The organism is Rosistilla carotiformis (assembly GCF_007753095.1).
In the GTDB taxonomy this organism is placed as follows: Bacteria; Planctomycetota; Planctomycetia; order Pirellulales; family Pirellulaceae; genus Rosistilla; species Rosistilla carotiformis.
On record NZ_CP036348.1, the window covers coordinates 2989631 to 3005874 of the forward strand.

The window sequence follows — 16244 nt, forward strand, 5'->3', positions numbered from 1 at the left end:
TCCCGCCGACGAGACTCCTCTCATGATCCGAAATGTTTGCACGCTCCTAATGTTTTGCCTGGTCGTTCCCGCCTGGGGGCAACAGACTGAAACCGATCTTCAGCTGACCCTGCCACCGGAAATCTATGCCGTTCCGGGGGTCCCAACGAATATCTACTTCGACAACATCGTGCTCACGCAGACTCCCGACAAATTCCGCTTCGACGTCGTCTGCGACTTTGGCCAATCCGAACAACACCATTGGACTTGGACGCCAACCGCTGGGGATGTCGGCGTCTACCCGCTACGTGTCGACCTCTATGCAGCCGATGGCACATTGTTGGACTCCGCGTCGAGCGTATTGCGTGTGACGGCGGGAGCTGCATCGCCCAGCCCTGAACCGATTCGAATTTTGATCATCGGTGACAGCCTGACGCACGCGTCGGCCTACCCCAACGAGATCGCGAGGCTGATGACGGAAGAGGCGAAGCAACCTTGGAGGATGCTGGGAACCCATAAGCCCGCATCGGCCGCAGCGGATGTCGCGCACGAAGGTTACGGCGGATGGACCTGGTGGAACTTTGTCAACAAATACGAACCGAATCCCGACGGCACGTACCGTAAACGAAGCAGCCCCTTTGTCTTTTTGAACGACGAATCGAAGCCGGTTCTCGACATGCCTCGCTACTTCAAAGAGCAGTGCGATGGCCAGTTGCCCGACTACGTCGTGATCAAACTGGGGATCAATGATCTGTTCACTGCACCCGCGGGGGACGTCGCGGGGATCGATGCCAAGATCGATACCGTGTTTGGATACGCCGACCAATTGATCGCCGCCATCCGCTCGGCGGCGCCCGACGCGACGATCGGCATCTGTCTGACCACGCCTCCCAACGCGCGGCAGGAAGCGTTTGAAGCGAACTACAAGGATCGCTATTCGCGTTGGGGTTGGAAACAGATTCAACATCAACTGGTTCAGCGGCAGATGAAGTACATCGCCGACAAATCGGACCCGCAGATCCAGATCGTCCCCACGCAATTGAATCTCGATCCCGTCGACGGCTATCCCGCCAACAACGGTGTGCACCCTAACAAGTCGGGATACCAGCAGATCGGCGGTTCGATCTACGCCTGGCTGCAGCATGAGTTGGCCGCAGCGGCCGCGAGGTCGGGCGAGTAATAACGAGAAATGCTCGCGATGCCTACGATCTGATTTTCCGTCGTCGCGCGGCTACATTGCGCGGCGTCGGCGCGGGGAAGTTTTCCGGACCGGCGCGTCGCCAAAACCAATATGGGGTGGCAGCTTCGGGCATCGGTTTGATTCGTTCGCGGACGCGGTTGCACTGGCGACTCCATTCCAATGGAGAGATTTCCCCGGCGCTTCGGCTATCCAATCGCGACCAAGTCCAGCTCCGATTCGGGCCCCACATTGGCCGGCCTCTGACCGTGACCATCCGGACTTTGAAGTTGCAAGCGTTCGAAGCAAGGTAACGCTGCGGACGTCCATGGAGCGTGGTCGGGCTTCAAGCATGGGTACCGGATGGCGATCCACCAATGCAGGGGGGCGGTGTTGACGTTCTTTGGCACCCGAAGCAACATTAGCCCCGTGTAAGGGCGTTCGAGGCGAATTCTAAACGCAATCTTAATGTTTGGTGTTGCGAATGGGCTTCGAATCGCGAGCTTCCATGGCTTCAATTTTGCCATTCGCCCATGGCCAGGCCGTGGTTTCGCGCTCGCTCGTTTGTTTTTATTTCCGGCAACATTCATTGCCGGATAGTCCCTTCGTTTTTAGGAATATGGTCACTATGGTCCGCAAAGGATTTACGCTCGTTGAATTATTGGTCGTTATCGCAATTATTGGAATTTTGGTCGGGCTGTTGTTGCCAGCGGTTCAATCGGCGCGCGAAGCAGCGCGACGGATGCAGTGCAGCAACAACCTGAAACAGATCGGATTGGCGATTCACAATTACCATGACACCTATCAAAGCATGCCTCCAGGACATGTCAACGTGGGTGGCACCATGGCCAACGCCGACCCCGATTACCGCTGGGGCTGGAACGCCCAGATTTTGCCGTTCATCGAACAGCAAGCGGTTCTCGACGCGATTCACTTTGGCAATTGGAATATCCGTTCGTGTGCCGACAACGCGACCACCCGCGCTGCGATGGCGAATCCTATCTCGGCATATCGTTGTCCCTCGGATATTGCGCCGGAAACCAACAATGAGTGTCCGATGGCAAGCCAACGAACCGCGACGTCCAACTACATCGGCGTTCACACAAGCGATTATTGGCTTGATCAAGCCTGCTCCGATAGCCAACAACGGGGTGGATGCTTCTACGGCGAAGGAGTTGTCAAATTTCGCGACGTGTTGGACGGCCTTAGCAATACGTTGATGGTGGGTGAACGCAAATGGCAGACACGCGACAAAAATGGTCAAGTCGAGACGTCGGGAGCTGCCCACGCATTTGGCATTGTTCGCTGGGACGACTGGCATCGCGGCTACATTTATGGCATCGGTGTCTATCGTCAGAACATGGATGGATTGGATTTCCTTAATGGCAGTACGAACCGCACCAAGCAAGGCTTCTCGAGCTTTCATCCCGGTGGTGCCCAGTGGGTGTTGGCCGACGGTAGCGTTACTTTCCTGGCCAATACGATCGATGCTCATTTCGACTCGCGGGGAGTTCAAGCGGATCCCACCGGTAGCGTTACCGATACGACGCGCCGTGTGATCGATACCGTTTGGGAACGTCTGCTTGCACGTGCGGATGGCCAGCCAGTCGCCCGCCCGTAGTCGTCTTGCGATGTCAAGCTTGTCCTTCTTTTTTAGGTTGAAAGGTATTGGAATCATGCGTTACTTAGGTTGTCTGTTTTTGGCCGTTCTGTTGTCCGCTGCGGGGTGTTCGGGGGAATTGGGAGTCGAAGAAACACCGATCGATCCTGCGGCCGAGGCACCCGTTGCCGAAGGGGCTGGAAGCACCAGCGAAAATCCTTAGGCGTCGTTTGATTGGGTGAAATCGACCAACCGGCCTGCTACGATGGAGGCCGTCTTCGTTGGCGGGACGGGAATGTGGTAAGCCGGCACTGCCGCGCTCGTCTCGCCGGAGAACCTCCAATCCGTTCTTACCCGTGTTTCCTTTTCCTCAACCATCGAGCCCATCATGACCTCTCGACAGCGCCGACAGTTTTTGAAGACCGCAACCGCTGGCGCCATGTTGGGACCGGCAGGTTTGTTGATTCATCAGCGGGCCAACGGAGAGGTTCTGCAAGATACGGGAAGCTTTCCCGACATCAGCCGCGGCCAAGTCGTCCGAACCAGCGGCAAGCTGGTCGATGCGGCGGCGTTTGAAGAAAACAGCCGGCGGATTCCGGTCGCCGGACACAGGCAGGTGCTGGTCTGTGGCGGTGGGCCCGCGGGAATCGCGGCGGCTTTGGCGTCAGCTCGCAGCGGAGCGAAGACGCAGCTGTTGGAGCTGGCCGGTTGCCTTGGCGGCGTTTGGACTGCGGGCATGCTGACGAAGATCCTCGATGCTGGTGGCAAGTCGGGGATTATGAAAGAGATTCTGGGGGCGCTTGCGGCCCAGGGTAGCGACGTCGCCAAAGATTCCGGCGGGACCGTCTACGATCCCGAACTGGCCAAGGTCGTCCTGGAGGAGATGTGTGTCGACGCGGGCATCGAGATCTGCCTGCACACGATGGTCGTTGGTGCGGTCGTTAACGACAAGAATCAATTGGTTGCTGTGATCACTGAATCGAAGTCGGGACGTCAGGTTTGGACCGCCGATCGCTTCATCGATTGCACCGGCGATGGCGATCTGGCTGCCCAAGCCGGCTGCCAGTTCGATCTCGGGTTTGGTGCCGATTGCGTCTGCCAACCGATGTCGATGATGGCGTTGATCACCGGTCCAGAACCGGAAGATGTGCAGGAGTTCATTCGCGAGACGGGGGCGTCGGCGAAGCCGCGGTTTCTGAAGTTCATGCGCGATGCGGGGATCGATCCGTCCTATCGGGCTCCGACGCTGAGGCATCTGCACAGCGGAATCTATTCGATCATGACGAATCACGAATACGGCGTCTCCGCCTTTGACGCCGCAGCGATCACCAAGGCGACGATCGAGGGGCGACGCGAAGTGCACGAGATCGTCCGCGGGCTGCGGAAACTCGGCGGCGTCTGGAAAGATTTGGCAGTCGTTGCGACAGCCGAACAGATTGGCGTTCGCGAGGGGCGACGCGTTAAAGGTCGGTACACGATTACCAGCGAAGATATCGCGACGGGACTGAAACATCCTCAATCGGTCTGCAACGCGAAGTTCCCGATCGACGTCCATTCGTTGGAGCTGGCGGGGAATCCCGAGGATATCGAAAAGCTGCGAGCGCGTGGCGTGAAGCGGTACGATATCCCGTATCCATCGTTGGTCGCGGCGGATGTCGATGGGCTGCTGATGGCCGGGCGTTGTATCAGCGGCGACTTCTTCGCCCATTCCAGCTACCGCGTCACCGGCAACGCGGTTCCGATGGGCGAAGCGGCTGGGCAAGCCGCTGCCGAATCGATCCGCCAAGGCGTGATGCCTCACGAATTGCAGTGGAAATCGGGCAGCCCACGGCCGAGCTGATCGCAAGCGATTACGCTCTTCATCGATCGCATTTTTGTGCACGGGGCTGACTCAGCCACCCTCGAAACGATCGATGTCGGGTTCGCCGATCACGATCGGAGGGAGCCTTTGTCGAAGGTTTGCGAGCCGTTGTTCGAAGGACGTCGATTCCTCTGGCATTTCGTTGGTGGCGCAGTGGATGAATTGGACGGCATCGAGCAATAATTGCCGTTCGGATTGTGTGGCGATGGTGAGTTCGAGAGTGACTTTCTCATTGCCTTGGCGCTCGATAACCGTTGGTTCATACGGTAGGACTCGAAAGATCGGCTCATCGGGCACGGCGACCTTGCGCTCATAAGCTTCCTGTTGAGCGGCGTTGAGTTCGGCAAAACTCTCTTCGGTAAACTCGATCCCCGATCGGAAGATTGCCTGCAGTGCTGGGATCAGCCGGATTGCTTCAAACATGATAAATATCGCCTCCACGATCTATTGTTAACGAACGATTCAGCCGACACGACATCTTTTCCTTGTGGAAACTCGCTAAAGTTGGATAGCTTCGCACCACAGAGGGAGAATCGAATGGTCCCGCCTCAACTCTGCTCGTCGAGGCCGTAGGCCGACACAGGACCTGCCGGCGGCGTAAGTCGCCGGTAGGTCGGTTTTCAAAGCCGCGGATGCGGCGATCGCATAAAGCCTGTGGCGCGAGCCGCAGGTGCGCAATCGGCAATCAATGCAAAGCCCCGGTCGTGGCGGCAGCAACTACGGATCTGTCGCCCCTTCCGGGGCTCGCGCTAAAGCATCGCCATCGCGGACCTTTGGCTCACGCCACAGGCAATACGCAGCCGCCGCGTCCACGGCTTCGTGCGTGGTGATCGTCGCGGACGCATTACCCAGGCCGCCGCTACCGCGGCTTCGTGTTGTGTGGATCATCGCGGACACGGTTCTGTGAATCGACCGCTTGTTTGGGACTGACAACGTTGCAGGTTCAGGCGATCGCTGTCGATAACACCTTCAAAAATCTCTTGATCTGGCGGCGCGTTGCGGTCGTCGCGTTGCAAGACCGAGACGTCGCCGGTGGTTTCAAAAACAACGGCCAACACATCGTCGTATCGATAGACATTCGATTGGCGGAGTTTGCCGCGCAAATCGGCTTCGGTTAGATTCGCTCGACGCAAGTTCCCTCGCAAGATCTCGCTGCCGGCCATCAGCAGCAGCGGTTGGTTATCGACAAGTTTGCTAATCGCGGGTGACTTGCGACGCAACCAGGCGACGACGGTTTGGCCGACGAAGACGCACAGCAGCGCAAAGCCTCCCATCAACAGCGTTGGCGAGGGGGTGGAGATCGTCGCACCAAACAGCGATCCAATCGCAATCGTCATGGCAAAATCAGCGGCGGACATTTTGGAGAAACTGCGTAGCCCACTGACGCGTGTGTAGACCAAGATCGCGGCATAGACGCAAACGGTCGAAAGCAGAATCATTCCCAGTTGATTCGGCGACGCATGGATCCATTTTTCAAACACGGTTCTTCGTCTCCTGTATTGGGTAGCGAAATGGCGTCGTTGTGACGGATTCCCGTCGACGGAAACGTGGCGCAGAGGTATCGGCAGCGTGCGACGACATTAGAACCCTGCAGCGGTTGTGGTCCGCGCCTGCCGAACCTCTTCGGGACTCGGTTCGCGAACGATCGTCAGTAGATCGTCGGCGGGCTGAAACTCGACCAGTCCGCGTTGAGCGAACCCGTGCAGCCACGATTCCATCGGCCAGACGCCCCATTTCTGCTGGAATCGCTTCGCATTGCGAACGATCGCGTGGAAGTGATTCAGCGGCGGTTTGCAGACTGGATGGTGTTGGTGGTACGCGGTCGCAGCGACAAAACCAAACGGGACCTTTTGTTGACGGGCGGCAAACGCAAAATCGGTGTCTTCGCCTCCATAACCATCAAACGATCGATCGAACCCGCCGATCCGATCAAACGTCGGTCGGGTGGCGGCGAAACAGAGGGACCAAAATAACTCGTAACGCCGCGACTTTTGTCGTTCTCCCGGCTGCAGGCGTGGTTGCAATGGATGGTCGACGGCCAAGCGATCCAAGTCGTCCATTTGCCACCCGTCGCTCGCCGCTCCTTCTGGCAGATACCGCACGTTCCCCATCCACAATCGCGGATCGTCCCGCAACGCCTGACGAAACGTCTCGAGCATCGTAGGGGCCGGAATGCAATCGACATCCAGAAAGATCATCCCATCGGTCTGGCACATCTCCGCAGCCCGGTTCCTCGCCTCGGCGAGAGGCAGCTGGTCGCCATCCCCATCGACGCGAGCGGTTCGCACGTCGATCCTCGTCTCGAGTGTTTGCGTCGCCGTGGCGGCAGCGGCTTCGTGGTGACGGGCCGTCGCCGGCTGAACCGGCCTGCGATGGCTGAGCACCTCCGGAGGCAACGCGACGTCCTGATCCATCCCTACGATGATCCACTGGGCTGGCGACAGCGAGGAACGCATCAAGCCAAGCCATTGGTTATAGAGATGTTTTTCGCGACCGCGCACGATCGTTAAGACGCTTAACTGCATGGGACTGCCCGTCGGTTGGATTCACGTTGACGTCGAGACCAGGTGGCGACCCGATGCAGGTGGGCCGCCGCTTGAGCCGCTCCGTCGCCAGCGAAGATGGCGTCCCATCGGCGCGGGGCGAGACGCTCGGCCCGTTGGAGCAGATCGGGCCATTGGTCGGTGTCGGGCCACTGCGACAGCCCGATGGCTAAGCCTTCCCGGTCCAGGATCGCCGCTTTGCAGATCTGTTCGTCGAACGGACGCTGTTGTGCGATGGCGATCAGACGCTGCCGAGCGTGTCCCAACTCCATCACACTATTGTGCCCCGCCGCGGTGACGACGATTTCGGCCCCGGTGACGTAAGGCATCGGATCGTCGACCCAACCGACGTATTGGAGGTTGTCGGGCGGTGCGGTCGATTCGGGAGCCGCGATGCCGATCACTTGCCATCGATATTCGGGAACACGCCGGGCGGCTGCCGCTAAGCGGACGTGGACGTCCGCATTGCCGCCGCGGCCAAACATGACAACGATCGTTGGGACGGCAGGACCATCGCCCGCCACGGTCTCGCGATCGTCCTTTGGTGCAGATTGTTGCCGACAAAATCCGTCCAAATAAATCGTCTTGGTGCGAACCCAGTCGGGAGTCTGGTCATCCTCCATCGACTTGGGGAAGGGGGCCAACATCGAGTGTGCCGCGCGATAGGCATCTTGGTGCGCAGGATCGTTTCGGTCGCCGTGCTGTCGCATCACAACCTGCGGTATCGATGCCAATCGGGTTAGCATCGAAATCTCGGCGGAGACATCGACTACCATCACATCGGGGCACGCCGCGTCGAGCCAGGCGGTGTACTGCGCCACGCGGCGCGTGATCGTTTCGCACCACAGCGGCGCGTAGTGCAGCGACTGGACGTCGCGTGCGTAAGGGATTCCACGCGGGCTGACATCGTCGATATCGCACGCGATGCCAACCACCTGCTGCAACGTTGGACCATTCCAATCGAGCGTATCGATCCGGCTGGTGACAACCGTAGCTGGGATCTGCAAGTGCTGCAGAATCGCTTCGGTTCGATGCTTATGTCCCAGCCCGTGATAGTGGACGTAGAAACCGATCGTTGGACCCCTCATGCCGCCACACCCAACTGAACGCGTCGGTACAATGCTTCGTAATCGTCCATCATGCGATCCATGCTGTAACGTTCCTGAGCGACACGGCGACAGACCTCGCCGTTCAACGCGACCGCTTCGGAAATCGCGAGTGCCAGATCTTCGACGTCGCCTGGATAGGCCAAACGGCCCACCGATGGAGCGAGGATCTCGGGGAGCGCGCCGCGAGCGAACGCGGCCACGGGAGTTCCGCACGCGAGCGCTTCGGCAACGACGAGTCCGAAGGGTTCATCCCAACAGGGAGTGATGACCGCCACCGCTGCGCTGCTAATGATCTCGCAAAGCTGTTCGTGCGTTTTGTGTCCCAAATAGCAGCAGTCGCTTCCTACGTTGGGAGCGACCAAGTCATCGAAGTAGGCTTGATCGGAAACGGGACCGACGACGTCGATCGGCAGCCCTGCGCGACGGGCCGCAGCGATTGCCAGATGCGTTCCCTTTTCGGGAAGGATTCTTCCAAACCACACGGCTCGTGGCTGGGCGGCAGTTACACGCCCCTTCCAAAAATCGGTGTCGATGCCATTGTAGATGACCGTTTGGTCGCTAACCAATCGTCCCCAAGCCATCGCGTTGGCGTGGGAGATGTTGACGAAACGTCCACACTGTTGCCATTGTCGCGCCGCCAATTCCTCTTCGACGCGTGGAAGCACGGGGGCGTGCAGCGTGGTGATCATTTGTGTGGGGAGCGTGCTGGCGAACCGCAGCGGAATCGGGTTGAGCGAATGGTTGTGAATCAGGTCGAAATCGGCAGCGGCCAGCCGAGCCATCAGCGATGCATAGGCTTCGTCTTCGGTGGCGTCGACCCAGCCGTCGTGGACGCGTCCCAACCGTCGCAGCGATTCAGGAATCGTCGCGTGCGGGAGAATAGGTTCCACAGGCAACCGCGGGTCCGAATCGCCCGCGGCAAACAACGTCACATCGTGACCGCGTGCAACCAATGCGTCGACAAAGCTATGGGTGAACGCTTCCAGCCCCCCTGCGAAAGGCTTTGCCATGGGGAACTTCAAATGCCCAATGATTCCGATTTTCATCGCCACCGACTCCTGTTGCCCTTGTGTGCGTAAATAAAAACGTTCCTTCGTGGTGTATCGCGTCCCATCGAGCGATTCGGTAAAGCAACAAGCGTGCCATTGGTTACGATCTAGCGTTTTGCAATCGGCACGATCGGCTGCCCCGCGGAGCGTGCGACTGCGACTCCCGAACGTCGCATTTGCCGTTCGACGTGGTCGATCGTGCCGATAAATCGCAGCCCAATGCGACGCACCGAACGGATCAGAATGGAAAGGGACGAAGGTCGGGTGGGTGTTGTGACAGCGGACATCGGTTGGTTTCCAATCGTTCGTAGTGATGGCACACGGATCGCATGTCGGTTGAGGAACATGCAACCGGTGGACGGCTAAGGCGCACGCGATCGAGGCAGAAACGTCTGCCGCATCGCCGCGGTGGCGAACCGCCAGTCCGATTGCAAGCTGCATAAAGTGAACCAAAGCAAACGATTTCCCGAACGAAACCATTGGATGCCGTCGAACCCTCCCAAAACTCGCCCCGATCCGTATGGATATCGCGCGTTGTTGGCCGTTGCATTGCCGTTGGCTGCAACCGTTGGCTGTTTCTCGATCACCCTGTTCACCGACCGGACGCTCTTGATGTGGTACGGGCCGACATCGGCGGCGGCATCGGTCGCGGCGGGGAATCTTTATTGGGCGGTCGTTTGTATCCCCGTCACGGCGATGGGCTTCTTAACTCCGTTGGTCGCGATGGCGATGGGGAACAAACGACGCCGCGGTGCGATGATCGGCCGTGTCTGGGCGCTCGTTTGGCAATGTCTGTGGTTGACGCTGCTGTTCATTCCGCTGTTGGCGTTGATCGGATGGGGAGCCCCCGCGATCTTCGCAGCCTTCGGACATCCCGACGATCTCGCTCGGCAAGAGTCCCGCTACTTCCGCACGCTGCTGCTGGTCGCCCCCGCGTCGATGTTGGAAGCTGGGCTGACGGCGTTTTTTGTCGGTCGCCGAGTGACCCGACCGATCTTACGAGCCAACATCGCGTCGGCTGTCTTGAACGTCCTGCTCGATTATTGGTTTATCTTCGGAGGTGTCGGTCTGCCAGCGATGGGCGTTTTCGGAGCGGCGCTCGCGACGGCGGTGGCGATGTGGTGCAAGGTTGCGATCTTTGCAGTGCTGTTGTTGCGTCTGCAATCGTTTGGTCGTCATCGGCCGCAGGCTTGGCGGCCCAACCTAAAACTGATTCGCGAGATCATCGTTCCGGGTTCGGCGCTGGGGATCCAGCAACTGGTCCGCTCCAGTTTGTTCAGCTTCATCCTGTTGGTGATTGGAGCGGCATCGGTTCAAGGACTCGCAGCGACGTCGGCAGCGCTCAGCTTGTATCAATTGCTGTCGATCCCTGCGATCGGACTGGCCACCGCCGTCACCGTCTTGACTGGGCAAGCGTATGCGTCGGCAGGGTTCGCACCGGCGCTGCAGGTCATCCGCCGCAGTGCGAACGTCGGCGCCGCGGTCGCTTTCGGATTGGCCGCCGCGTTGTGGACCTTCCCCGACGCGTTGCTGCAGATTCCGTTGGGCGGTCTGCCAGCGGAGCAGCGGCAGAGTCTTCAGCCGCTCGCCGCACAGTTGTTAGCGTACGCCGCCGTCTACGGCATCGTCGACATTAGCAGTTTGGTTTTGGGAGCAGCGATCAAAGGCATCGGCAAAACGTTTATCGTCTTGTTCGCCACCGCCCTGCCGGGTTCCATCAGCGTCGTGGTGGGATGGATCTTCGCTCCCGACGATGCGTCAGCGGTGACGTATTGGTGGACTGTCTTGATCCTCTGGGCTGCCTGCCAGACTGCGATCATCAGTTTGGGCATTGCCCGTGCGGCACGGAAATCACAACGAATCGCGGGATCCGGCAGCTGACAGACGCGGCCGTTCGGGTACCGGCATTGGGCGTGTGCGATCCAATGCGTGCAATCCAACATCCGCTGACGCAGCGTCCCTTACTCGCCAAGCAGACGAGCCGGTTGTGTTCCTCGTGACCTCTAGGGCGTGGGGACGTTTCGCGTCGAGGACAAATAGATCGCGCGGCGTTGGTCGTCGGAGAGGTAGACCGCTTGGTAGCGCTGCGGGGCACCAATGTCTTTGAACATCAGATCCCCTTTCATTAGCAGGTCTTCGGCGCCACGTTGCTCAAACAGCATCCGACTCTCGGTTGCCGACGTCATGGTCAGTCCGACGCGGCCGGGAAGATTCGATTGGATCGGTCCGGTGATCGTCCTGCGGCTCGGCTGCTGTGTCGCCAGGATCAGATGGATCCCGCAGGCGCGTCCTTTGGAGCCCAGTCGCGTGATACGGCTTTCGATCGTCTTCTGCTGCTTCGTCGATGCGAGCATGATGTCGGCGTATTCGTCGCAAACACAGACGATGCGCGGAACCGGTTTCCCGTGACGATTGATCCATTCGGCGAGCGACGCGCACCCGTCCAAGGACGCGTAACGTTCCTCCATCTCTTCGATCAATTCATCCAACACCGCGATGATGTCGGCGTCCGCGTCGCCCGGGAAAACGACGGGGCAGCGGAGGTAGGGGGAACCTTGCAGATCATGGAACGCCACGCGCTTGGGATCGATGGCGACAAGCTGTAATTGCTCGGGCGTGTTCGTTGCGATCAACCCAGCGACGGCGGTCCGCAACCATTCGCTCTTGCCGCTGCCCGAGACGCCAGCGACCAACAGATGCGAACAGGTGGTATCCGCCAAGTCGGCGGTCCTCACTTTCCCATCCAGGCCGACCCCGACGAGTACCTTGGCACAACCATGCAGCGGATCGGACGCGGGAAGATCGATATCGTCCCATGCGACAAACTGCCGGTCGGGACGTTGAACGTCGATGGTGATCGCGGCCCCCGTTTGTATCACGGGTGGTCGATTGCTTTGCAGACGAATCTGCAACAGGTCGCCGATCGACAGGTATTTCTTTGGCGACACGCCGCGTGCTGGATTGACGGTGAATCGGATAAAGGTCGGTCCGATGATCGGTTCGCCGACAAAGTTCGATTCGCAATCGGCCTCGTTCAACGCCGCCTTCAGCCGTTTGGCGATCGATTGCACGTCGGCTTCCGTGGTTGGATTCGACGTGGAGACGACTGGTGTGGCGGTTGGCGCTGGTTTGCGTTGCGGCAGCGGCGCGACGCGCGGACGGTCGACTCCCGCCAGCTTGCCAATCAACGTTTTCAGTTGTTGCTGCAAGTCGCCGATCTGATCGCCTTCGATCAAACGTTCCGATCGCTTGGGCAGGAATCCGATCACAGCGAGCGAGCTGTTGCCGGCGTCATTCAACATTTGATGATAGAGTGTCGTCTGACAGAGATCCGCTTGGGGAGCCGTCTTGCCGAGCTTGTATTCGATCACGCAGCGACGTCCTCCCGGCAAGCTCAGGACCGAATCGGCGACGCCCTTCAGGATCACGGGCTGCGTCCAGGCTGCGTCGGTCAATTCCAAACGCAGTGGCACCTCGGCCTGAAACCAATTTGCAAGCTCGCAGGGATTGAAACGTTTGCCGTCGCGAAGCTGGCGTTGGCGGTGATCCCAAAACAGTTCGGCCAACCAGTGGGTCGCTTCGTTGACCGCGGCCCAAAGGTTCATCACCGCGTCGCCACGTCCATGCAGGGCGGCGGCATTCCCAACCAGAAACGGTCCCAGTTCCCGCCGATATCCGAAGTCGCGCAGCTCCGCGGACCAGTCGTCGACTGACGCCCCGCTGAAGATCGTCGATAATTCGGATAGGCTGCTGTTCAGCAGAGACGCGATCAAGCGATGGAATGCCGATCCTAATTCACAACAGGATGGACTGCCGGTACCACTGGAAGGGTCGGCGAGATAGATCTGCTGGCGTACGTCGCTGACCGAAATCTCGACGCCACTTCCGGCGGCTTCCCGCGAAAACGATGGGGGCTGTAATCTTTGATTCATCTCAAGAGTTATCGCTGTGTTGGGGTGAATCGATTTCGTTATCCGATGCCACGGGGTCATCCACTCGAAAGACGACCGCCGCGTCTCCGTGAATCACTCCAATCCGGTCTGCTGCGAGGCCGGCGAGTTCTTTCACGCGTTCCTGGTCGATGCCGGTGGAGGCTGCGATGGCATCGACCGATGTGATCGGGGCGGATGCAAGGCATTCGAGGACCGCGTCGATATCGTTGTCGTCGGGCGTCGGATCGTCGTCGATCCAGCCGGGACGCTGCGGAGTGCGGAATTCATCGATCCATTCACGGACGACAGAATCGAGGTGATTGGACAACCACTGCCGGACCGTCGACGCTCCCACCGCATCCCCTGCGACCGTGAGATCTCCACAGGTTGCGTCGGCGATCAAAGAACGGACGGCATCGAGCACCGCCATAATCTCACGCGTCGGACGCAGCAGCACGCCTTCCTCTTTGGTCAATTGATCCAAACGATCACGGGTGGTTTGGGCACCCGGGGAGATCGGCAATCGTCCGTCGCGAATCAGCACCAGTTTGTGCAATCCAAACGCCTCGCGATTTTGAATCAAACGCCGCAATTGGGCCGCCAAGCTCGTCATGTTCGGCTGATTGCAGAGCGCCACGCCGACCCGTGCTTCCTCTTCGGGGCCGACCAGTACCATTTCGATATCGTTCTGCGCATTGTGTGGCCCCGTCGGATACTCGGCGGTCCACCCCGCATCAACGATCCGGAGGAGATTGGGAAGCGTTGCCGCGATCAATTCGTTGGTCGCTTCGGGCGTCTGGGTGCGGAGCGCTTGCTCGATCCGTTGGTCGAAGACTTCGGCCAAGGCGGCTTCGGGGCCAACCGGCGCTGGGGGGCTTGGCTTTTTGGAGGCCAGTTCATCGAAGCGAATCGCTGCTTGGTGCAGCAGTTCACGCGGCGTTAAACGCTGTGCGAACAAGGCTTCCTCGTCACCGAACGGCCATTGCGGATCGTTTCCGGCGGCCTTGGCTGTCACCGACAGAGCGGCAACTCGGGAACGGATGATCTGCCGCATCTGGGACGCATCCAGTTTCTGCAGCGCCGTCTGGCCGGCAGTGGTCATCCGCGGACGGTCTTGCCCACGCACCTCGTTGTCGGCGAAGTTGGCCAACACGCACGAGATCACCGCCACGGTGGTTTCATCGGTGAGGTCAGCGATCGCGCGGGCGAGGTACCAGACGGGCCGACGCGTTGGATCCTCGACCTCGATCGCTTCGATTTGATCGAAACAGAAGACGATCGGAATCTCGGAGCCGGCGATCTGGCAAAGCGATTTCACCGCTTCAAACGCATCGTCTTCGTTGTCGGGAGCGTAATGACTTGGATCGACGTTGCCAAACAATGCCCGGAAACCCGCTTCGTTGACCAGCCCGCCGCCGAGGTACGCGCGGACATGACGTCGATGTTGTTGCCGAATAAACCATTCGATCACATGAGCAAAGTCGTCGCGAAGACTGATCTGACCCGCGAGTTCGTACCAGTGATCGACAAGTTCTTCGATCCGCGCTTGGCGAAAGTGATTCCACCACAGTGCGAGGTCCGCGCTGCCATCAAGCGGTTTGGCCAGTTGTTTCGCGAGCACATGGTCTAGTTGCGTGAGCCCGTCGGGCATCGGGCGCATCAGATCGGTCACCAATTCGGAACGGATCTTACGCCAGATCCGCCCCGAAGCGGTTCGCATCCTCAAATAGACGAAGATCTGCCAGTCATCTTCGACGTCGGGATACTTTTTCTTCGTATCGGTGAGGTGTTCGTGCAAGCGGGCCAGCAGATGGGTCTTTCCGCTGCCCTGTTCGCCATGAATCAGGACCGACGCGCTTCGCTGTTCGTTGCGCACGATCCGCACGGCGTCGAGACATTTGGAAAAGACGTCGGCATGAATCTCCGGCACATCGGCCGATGCCCCACGCCAAGCATCGGGAACGATGCTTCCAAGAAACGGATTGGGCATCGACGGATCGATTTTCAATTTTGCGGCAGCCATTCGTTACCTCCTGACGACAAGCATGTCATAAACTTTTCCATCGCCACGAAGCATGCGGGCCTCGCGCTCCGCAGCGCTTAACGCCCCTGGATCGGGGTGCGTTGTCAGATCGATTTGCGCTTCGTCTTCCAGTTGTCGGATCGCCGCGTCGAACGAAGGGCCTGCCAATTTGAACTCCATCGCTCGACGCAATTCGGCGATCGATACGATCACTCCCGCCGGCGACGGACTGGTGGACATTTGAGCGATCGTTTCCATCACAAGGGCTGCATCGGACAGGTCGGTTTCGGTCGGCGACGTCGAACGTGGCGCGGATGGCTCGGGCGGCAAGATCGACGCTCGCACCGCGTCGGGGCTGATCGAGCAGCGTTTGGCAATTTGTGCGATCGCGTTCTCGAGCATCGCTTGAGGTCCGATCGGGCGAGCGGAATATCGCAAGGCTTGGCTTCCCAGGAAGCGTCCAACATGCAATTGGCCCACCGTGGCCAATTGGTTGATAAAGTCGCCCAGCTGCTTGACGTTCATATCTTTCAGTCGCGCCCGGCATCGGCTGCTGAGATCGCTCTTCGTGCCGATCTGCTTTTCCGCTTCGGAAGTGATCACGCGCGTCGCGTAATGATCGAGCGATCGATCCCAAAATCGATCTGCTTTCCCGCGATAGGGAGCAAAGCGATGGATGGCCTGTTGCTGGACCAGTCGATCCAGTTGTTGTTGGATGGCTTGAGGATCTCGTTGATCCTGCGCAGAAAACGCTCGGCACAGCTCGGCCACCGTCACCGGGGCATCGGCCGATGCCAACGCTTGAATCAACTCTTGATTCGGCATCTCCACGTTTGTGGCGCTGCCGTTGGAAAGAACCGCGGACTCGAGCATCAAAATGAACTCCAATCGGGACAGGTAGATATGAGGATCGTACCACAGGTGGATGGGGGGTGGAACTCGTCATGAAAAGCTCCCTAGGTTTCGCAACT

At 59.2% G+C, this 16244-nt stretch carries 15 protein-coding genes; 5 read left to right on the top strand and 10 right to left on the bottom strand.

What is annotated here, in order from left to right; translation table 11 throughout:
• Positions 1-22: 22 nt before the first annotated feature.
• The 4 genes from Poly24_RS10975 (at position 23) to Poly24_RS10985 (ending at position 4596) form a co-directional block, all read left to right on the top strand.
• Positions 23-1159, top strand: a complete 1137-nt coding sequence (locus Poly24_RS10975; protein WP_145094617.1) for an SGNH/GDSL hydrolase family protein — start codon at positions 23-25, stop codon at positions 1157-1159.
• Positions 1160-1784: 625 nt separating this feature from the next.
• A complete protein-coding gene (locus Poly24_RS10980) occupies positions 1785-2777 on the top strand; it encodes a DUF1559 family PulG-like putative transporter (RefSeq protein ID WP_197452490.1) in 993 nt (330 codons plus the stop codon).
• 55 nt (positions 2778-2832) lie between these two features.
• Positions 2833-2979, top strand: a complete 147-nt coding sequence (locus Poly24_RS27005; RefSeq protein ID WP_197452491.1) for a hypothetical protein — start codon at positions 2833-2835, stop codon at positions 2977-2979.
• 165 nt (positions 2980-3144) lie between these two features.
• Positions 3145-4596: an FAD-dependent oxidoreductase gene (locus Poly24_RS10985; protein WP_145094623.1), complete on the top strand. Its 1452-nt coding sequence runs from the start codon at positions 3145-3147 to the stop codon at positions 4594-4596.
• Between the two features lie 51 nt (positions 4597-4647).
• Here the strand turns inward: Poly24_RS10985 and Poly24_RS10990 are convergent, their stop codons facing one another.
• The 7 genes from Poly24_RS10990 to Poly24_RS11015 form a co-directional block, all read right to left on the bottom strand.
• Positions 4648-5040: a hypothetical protein gene (locus tag Poly24_RS10990; RefSeq protein ID WP_145094626.1), complete on the bottom strand. Its 393-nt coding sequence runs from the start codon at positions 5038-5040 to the stop codon at positions 4648-4650.
• A gap of 294 nt (positions 5041-5334) precedes the next feature.
• Complete coding sequence (locus tag Poly24_RS27010) at positions 5335-5505, bottom strand: hypothetical protein (protein ID WP_197452492.1); 171 nt, start codon at positions 5503-5505, stop codon at positions 5335-5337.
• Positions 5502-6098 carry a DUF421 domain-containing protein gene (locus Poly24_RS10995; RefSeq protein WP_145094629.1) on the bottom strand — a complete coding sequence of 199 codons (597 nt, stop codon included), beginning with the start codon at positions 6096-6098 and terminating at the stop codon, positions 5502-5504. Before Poly24_RS10995 ends, Poly24_RS27010 begins: the two co-directional genes overlap by 4 nt.
• A gap of 99 nt (positions 6099-6197) precedes the next feature.
• Positions 6198-7142: a glycosyltransferase family 2 protein gene (locus Poly24_RS11000; protein WP_145094632.1), complete on the bottom strand. Its 945-nt coding sequence runs from the start codon at positions 7140-7142 to the stop codon at positions 6198-6200.
• The gene (locus Poly24_RS11005; RefSeq protein WP_145094635.1) at positions 7133-8248 is read right to left on the bottom strand and encodes a glycosyl transferase family 28 protein; all 1116 of its coding nucleotides are present in this window, start codon (positions 8246-8248) and stop codon (positions 7133-7135) included. Before Poly24_RS11005 ends, Poly24_RS11000 begins: the two co-directional genes overlap by 10 nt.
• Positions 8245-9315 carry a glycosyltransferase family 4 protein gene (locus Poly24_RS11010; protein ID WP_145094638.1) on the bottom strand — a complete coding sequence of 357 codons (1071 nt, stop codon included), beginning with the start codon at positions 9313-9315 and terminating at the stop codon, positions 8245-8247. Before Poly24_RS11010 ends, Poly24_RS11005 begins: the two co-directional genes overlap by 4 nt.
• Positions 9316-9425: 110 nt before the next feature.
• Positions 9426-9605, bottom strand: coding sequence for a hypothetical protein (locus tag Poly24_RS11015; protein ID WP_145094641.1), 180 nt, complete (start codon positions 9603-9605; stop codon positions 9426-9428).
• A gap of 196 nt (positions 9606-9801) precedes the next feature.
• On the opposite strand from Poly24_RS11015, the gene Poly24_RS11020 reads away from it, so the two are divergent.
• Positions 9802-11199, top strand: a complete 1398-nt coding sequence (locus Poly24_RS11020; RefSeq protein ID WP_145094644.1) for an MATE family efflux transporter — start codon at positions 9802-9804, stop codon at positions 11197-11199.
• Positions 11200-11321: 122 nt separating this feature from the next.
• Here Poly24_RS11020 and Poly24_RS11025 read toward each other — a convergent pair whose 3' ends face one another.
• Genes Poly24_RS11025 through Poly24_RS11035 form a run of 3 tightly spaced genes read right to left on the bottom strand, consistent with a single transcriptional unit; the run spans position 11322 to position 16146 of the window.
• The gene (locus Poly24_RS11025) at positions 11322-13250 is read right to left on the bottom strand and encodes an FtsK/SpoIIIE domain-containing protein (protein WP_197452493.1); all 1929 of its coding nucleotides are present in this window, start codon (positions 13248-13250) and stop codon (positions 11322-11324) included.
• Position 13251: 1 nt separating this feature from the next.
• A complete protein-coding gene (locus Poly24_RS11030; RefSeq protein WP_145094650.1) occupies positions 13252-15273 on the bottom strand; it encodes an AAA family ATPase in 2022 nt (673 codons plus the stop codon).
• Between the two features lie 3 nt (positions 15274-15276).
• On the bottom strand, positions 15277-16146 hold the full coding sequence (locus Poly24_RS11035; protein WP_145094653.1) for a hypothetical protein: 870 nt from the start codon (positions 16144-16146) through the stop codon (positions 15277-15279).
• Positions 16147-16244: the final 98 nt, after the last annotated feature.

Bases quoted from the DNA above. Each gene is read 5' to 3' on its own strand.
- Poly24_RS11020 (WP_145094644.1), top strand. From the start codon at position 9,802: ATGCCGTCGAACCCTCCCAAAACTCGCCCCGATCCGTATGGATATCGC.
- Poly24_RS10985 (WP_145094623.1), top strand. From the start codon at position 3,145: ATGACCTCTCGACAGCGCCGACAGTTTTTGAAGACCGCAACCGCTGGC.
- Poly24_RS11005 (WP_145094635.1), bottom strand. From the start codon at position 8,248: ATGAGGGGTCCAACGATCGGTTTCTACGTCCACTATCACGGGCTGGGA.
- Poly24_RS11010 (WP_145094638.1), bottom strand. From the start codon at position 9,315: ATGAAAATCGGAATCATTGGGCATTTGAAGTTCCCCATGGCAAAGCCT.
- Poly24_RS27005 (WP_197452491.1), top strand. From the start codon at position 2,833: ATGCGTTACTTAGGTTGTCTGTTTTTGGCCGTTCTGTTGTCCGCTGCG.
- Poly24_RS10975 (WP_145094617.1), top strand. From the start codon at position 23: ATGATCCGAAATGTTTGCACGCTCCTAATGTTTTGCCTGGTCGTTCCC.
- Poly24_RS10980 (WP_197452490.1), top strand. From the start codon at position 1,785: ATGGTCCGCAAAGGATTTACGCTCGTTGAATTATTGGTCGTTATCGCA.
- Poly24_RS11000 (WP_145094632.1), bottom strand. From the start codon at position 7,142: ATGCAGTTAAGCGTCTTAACGATCGTGCGCGGTCGCGAAAAACATCTC.
- Poly24_RS11035 (WP_145094653.1), bottom strand. From the start codon at position 16,146: ATGCTCGAGTCCGCGGTTCTTTCCAACGGCAGCGCCACAAACGTGGAG.
- Poly24_RS27010 (WP_197452492.1), bottom strand. From the start codon at position 5,505: ATGATCCACACAACACGAAGCCGCGGTAGCGGCGGCCTGGGTAATGCG.
- Poly24_RS11025 (WP_197452493.1), bottom strand. From the start codon at position 13,250: ATGAATCAAAGATTACAGCCCCCATCGTTTTCGCGGGAAGCCGCCGGA.
- Poly24_RS10990 (WP_145094626.1), bottom strand. From the start codon at position 5,040: ATGTTTGAAGCAATCCGGCTGATCCCAGCACTGCAGGCAATCTTCCGA.
- Poly24_RS11015 (WP_145094641.1), bottom strand. From the start codon at position 9,605: ATGTCCGCTGTCACAACACCCACCCGACCTTCGTCCCTTTCCATTCTG.
- Poly24_RS11030 (WP_145094650.1), bottom strand. From the start codon at position 15,273: ATGGCTGCCGCAAAATTGAAAATCGATCCGTCGATGCCCAATCCGTTT.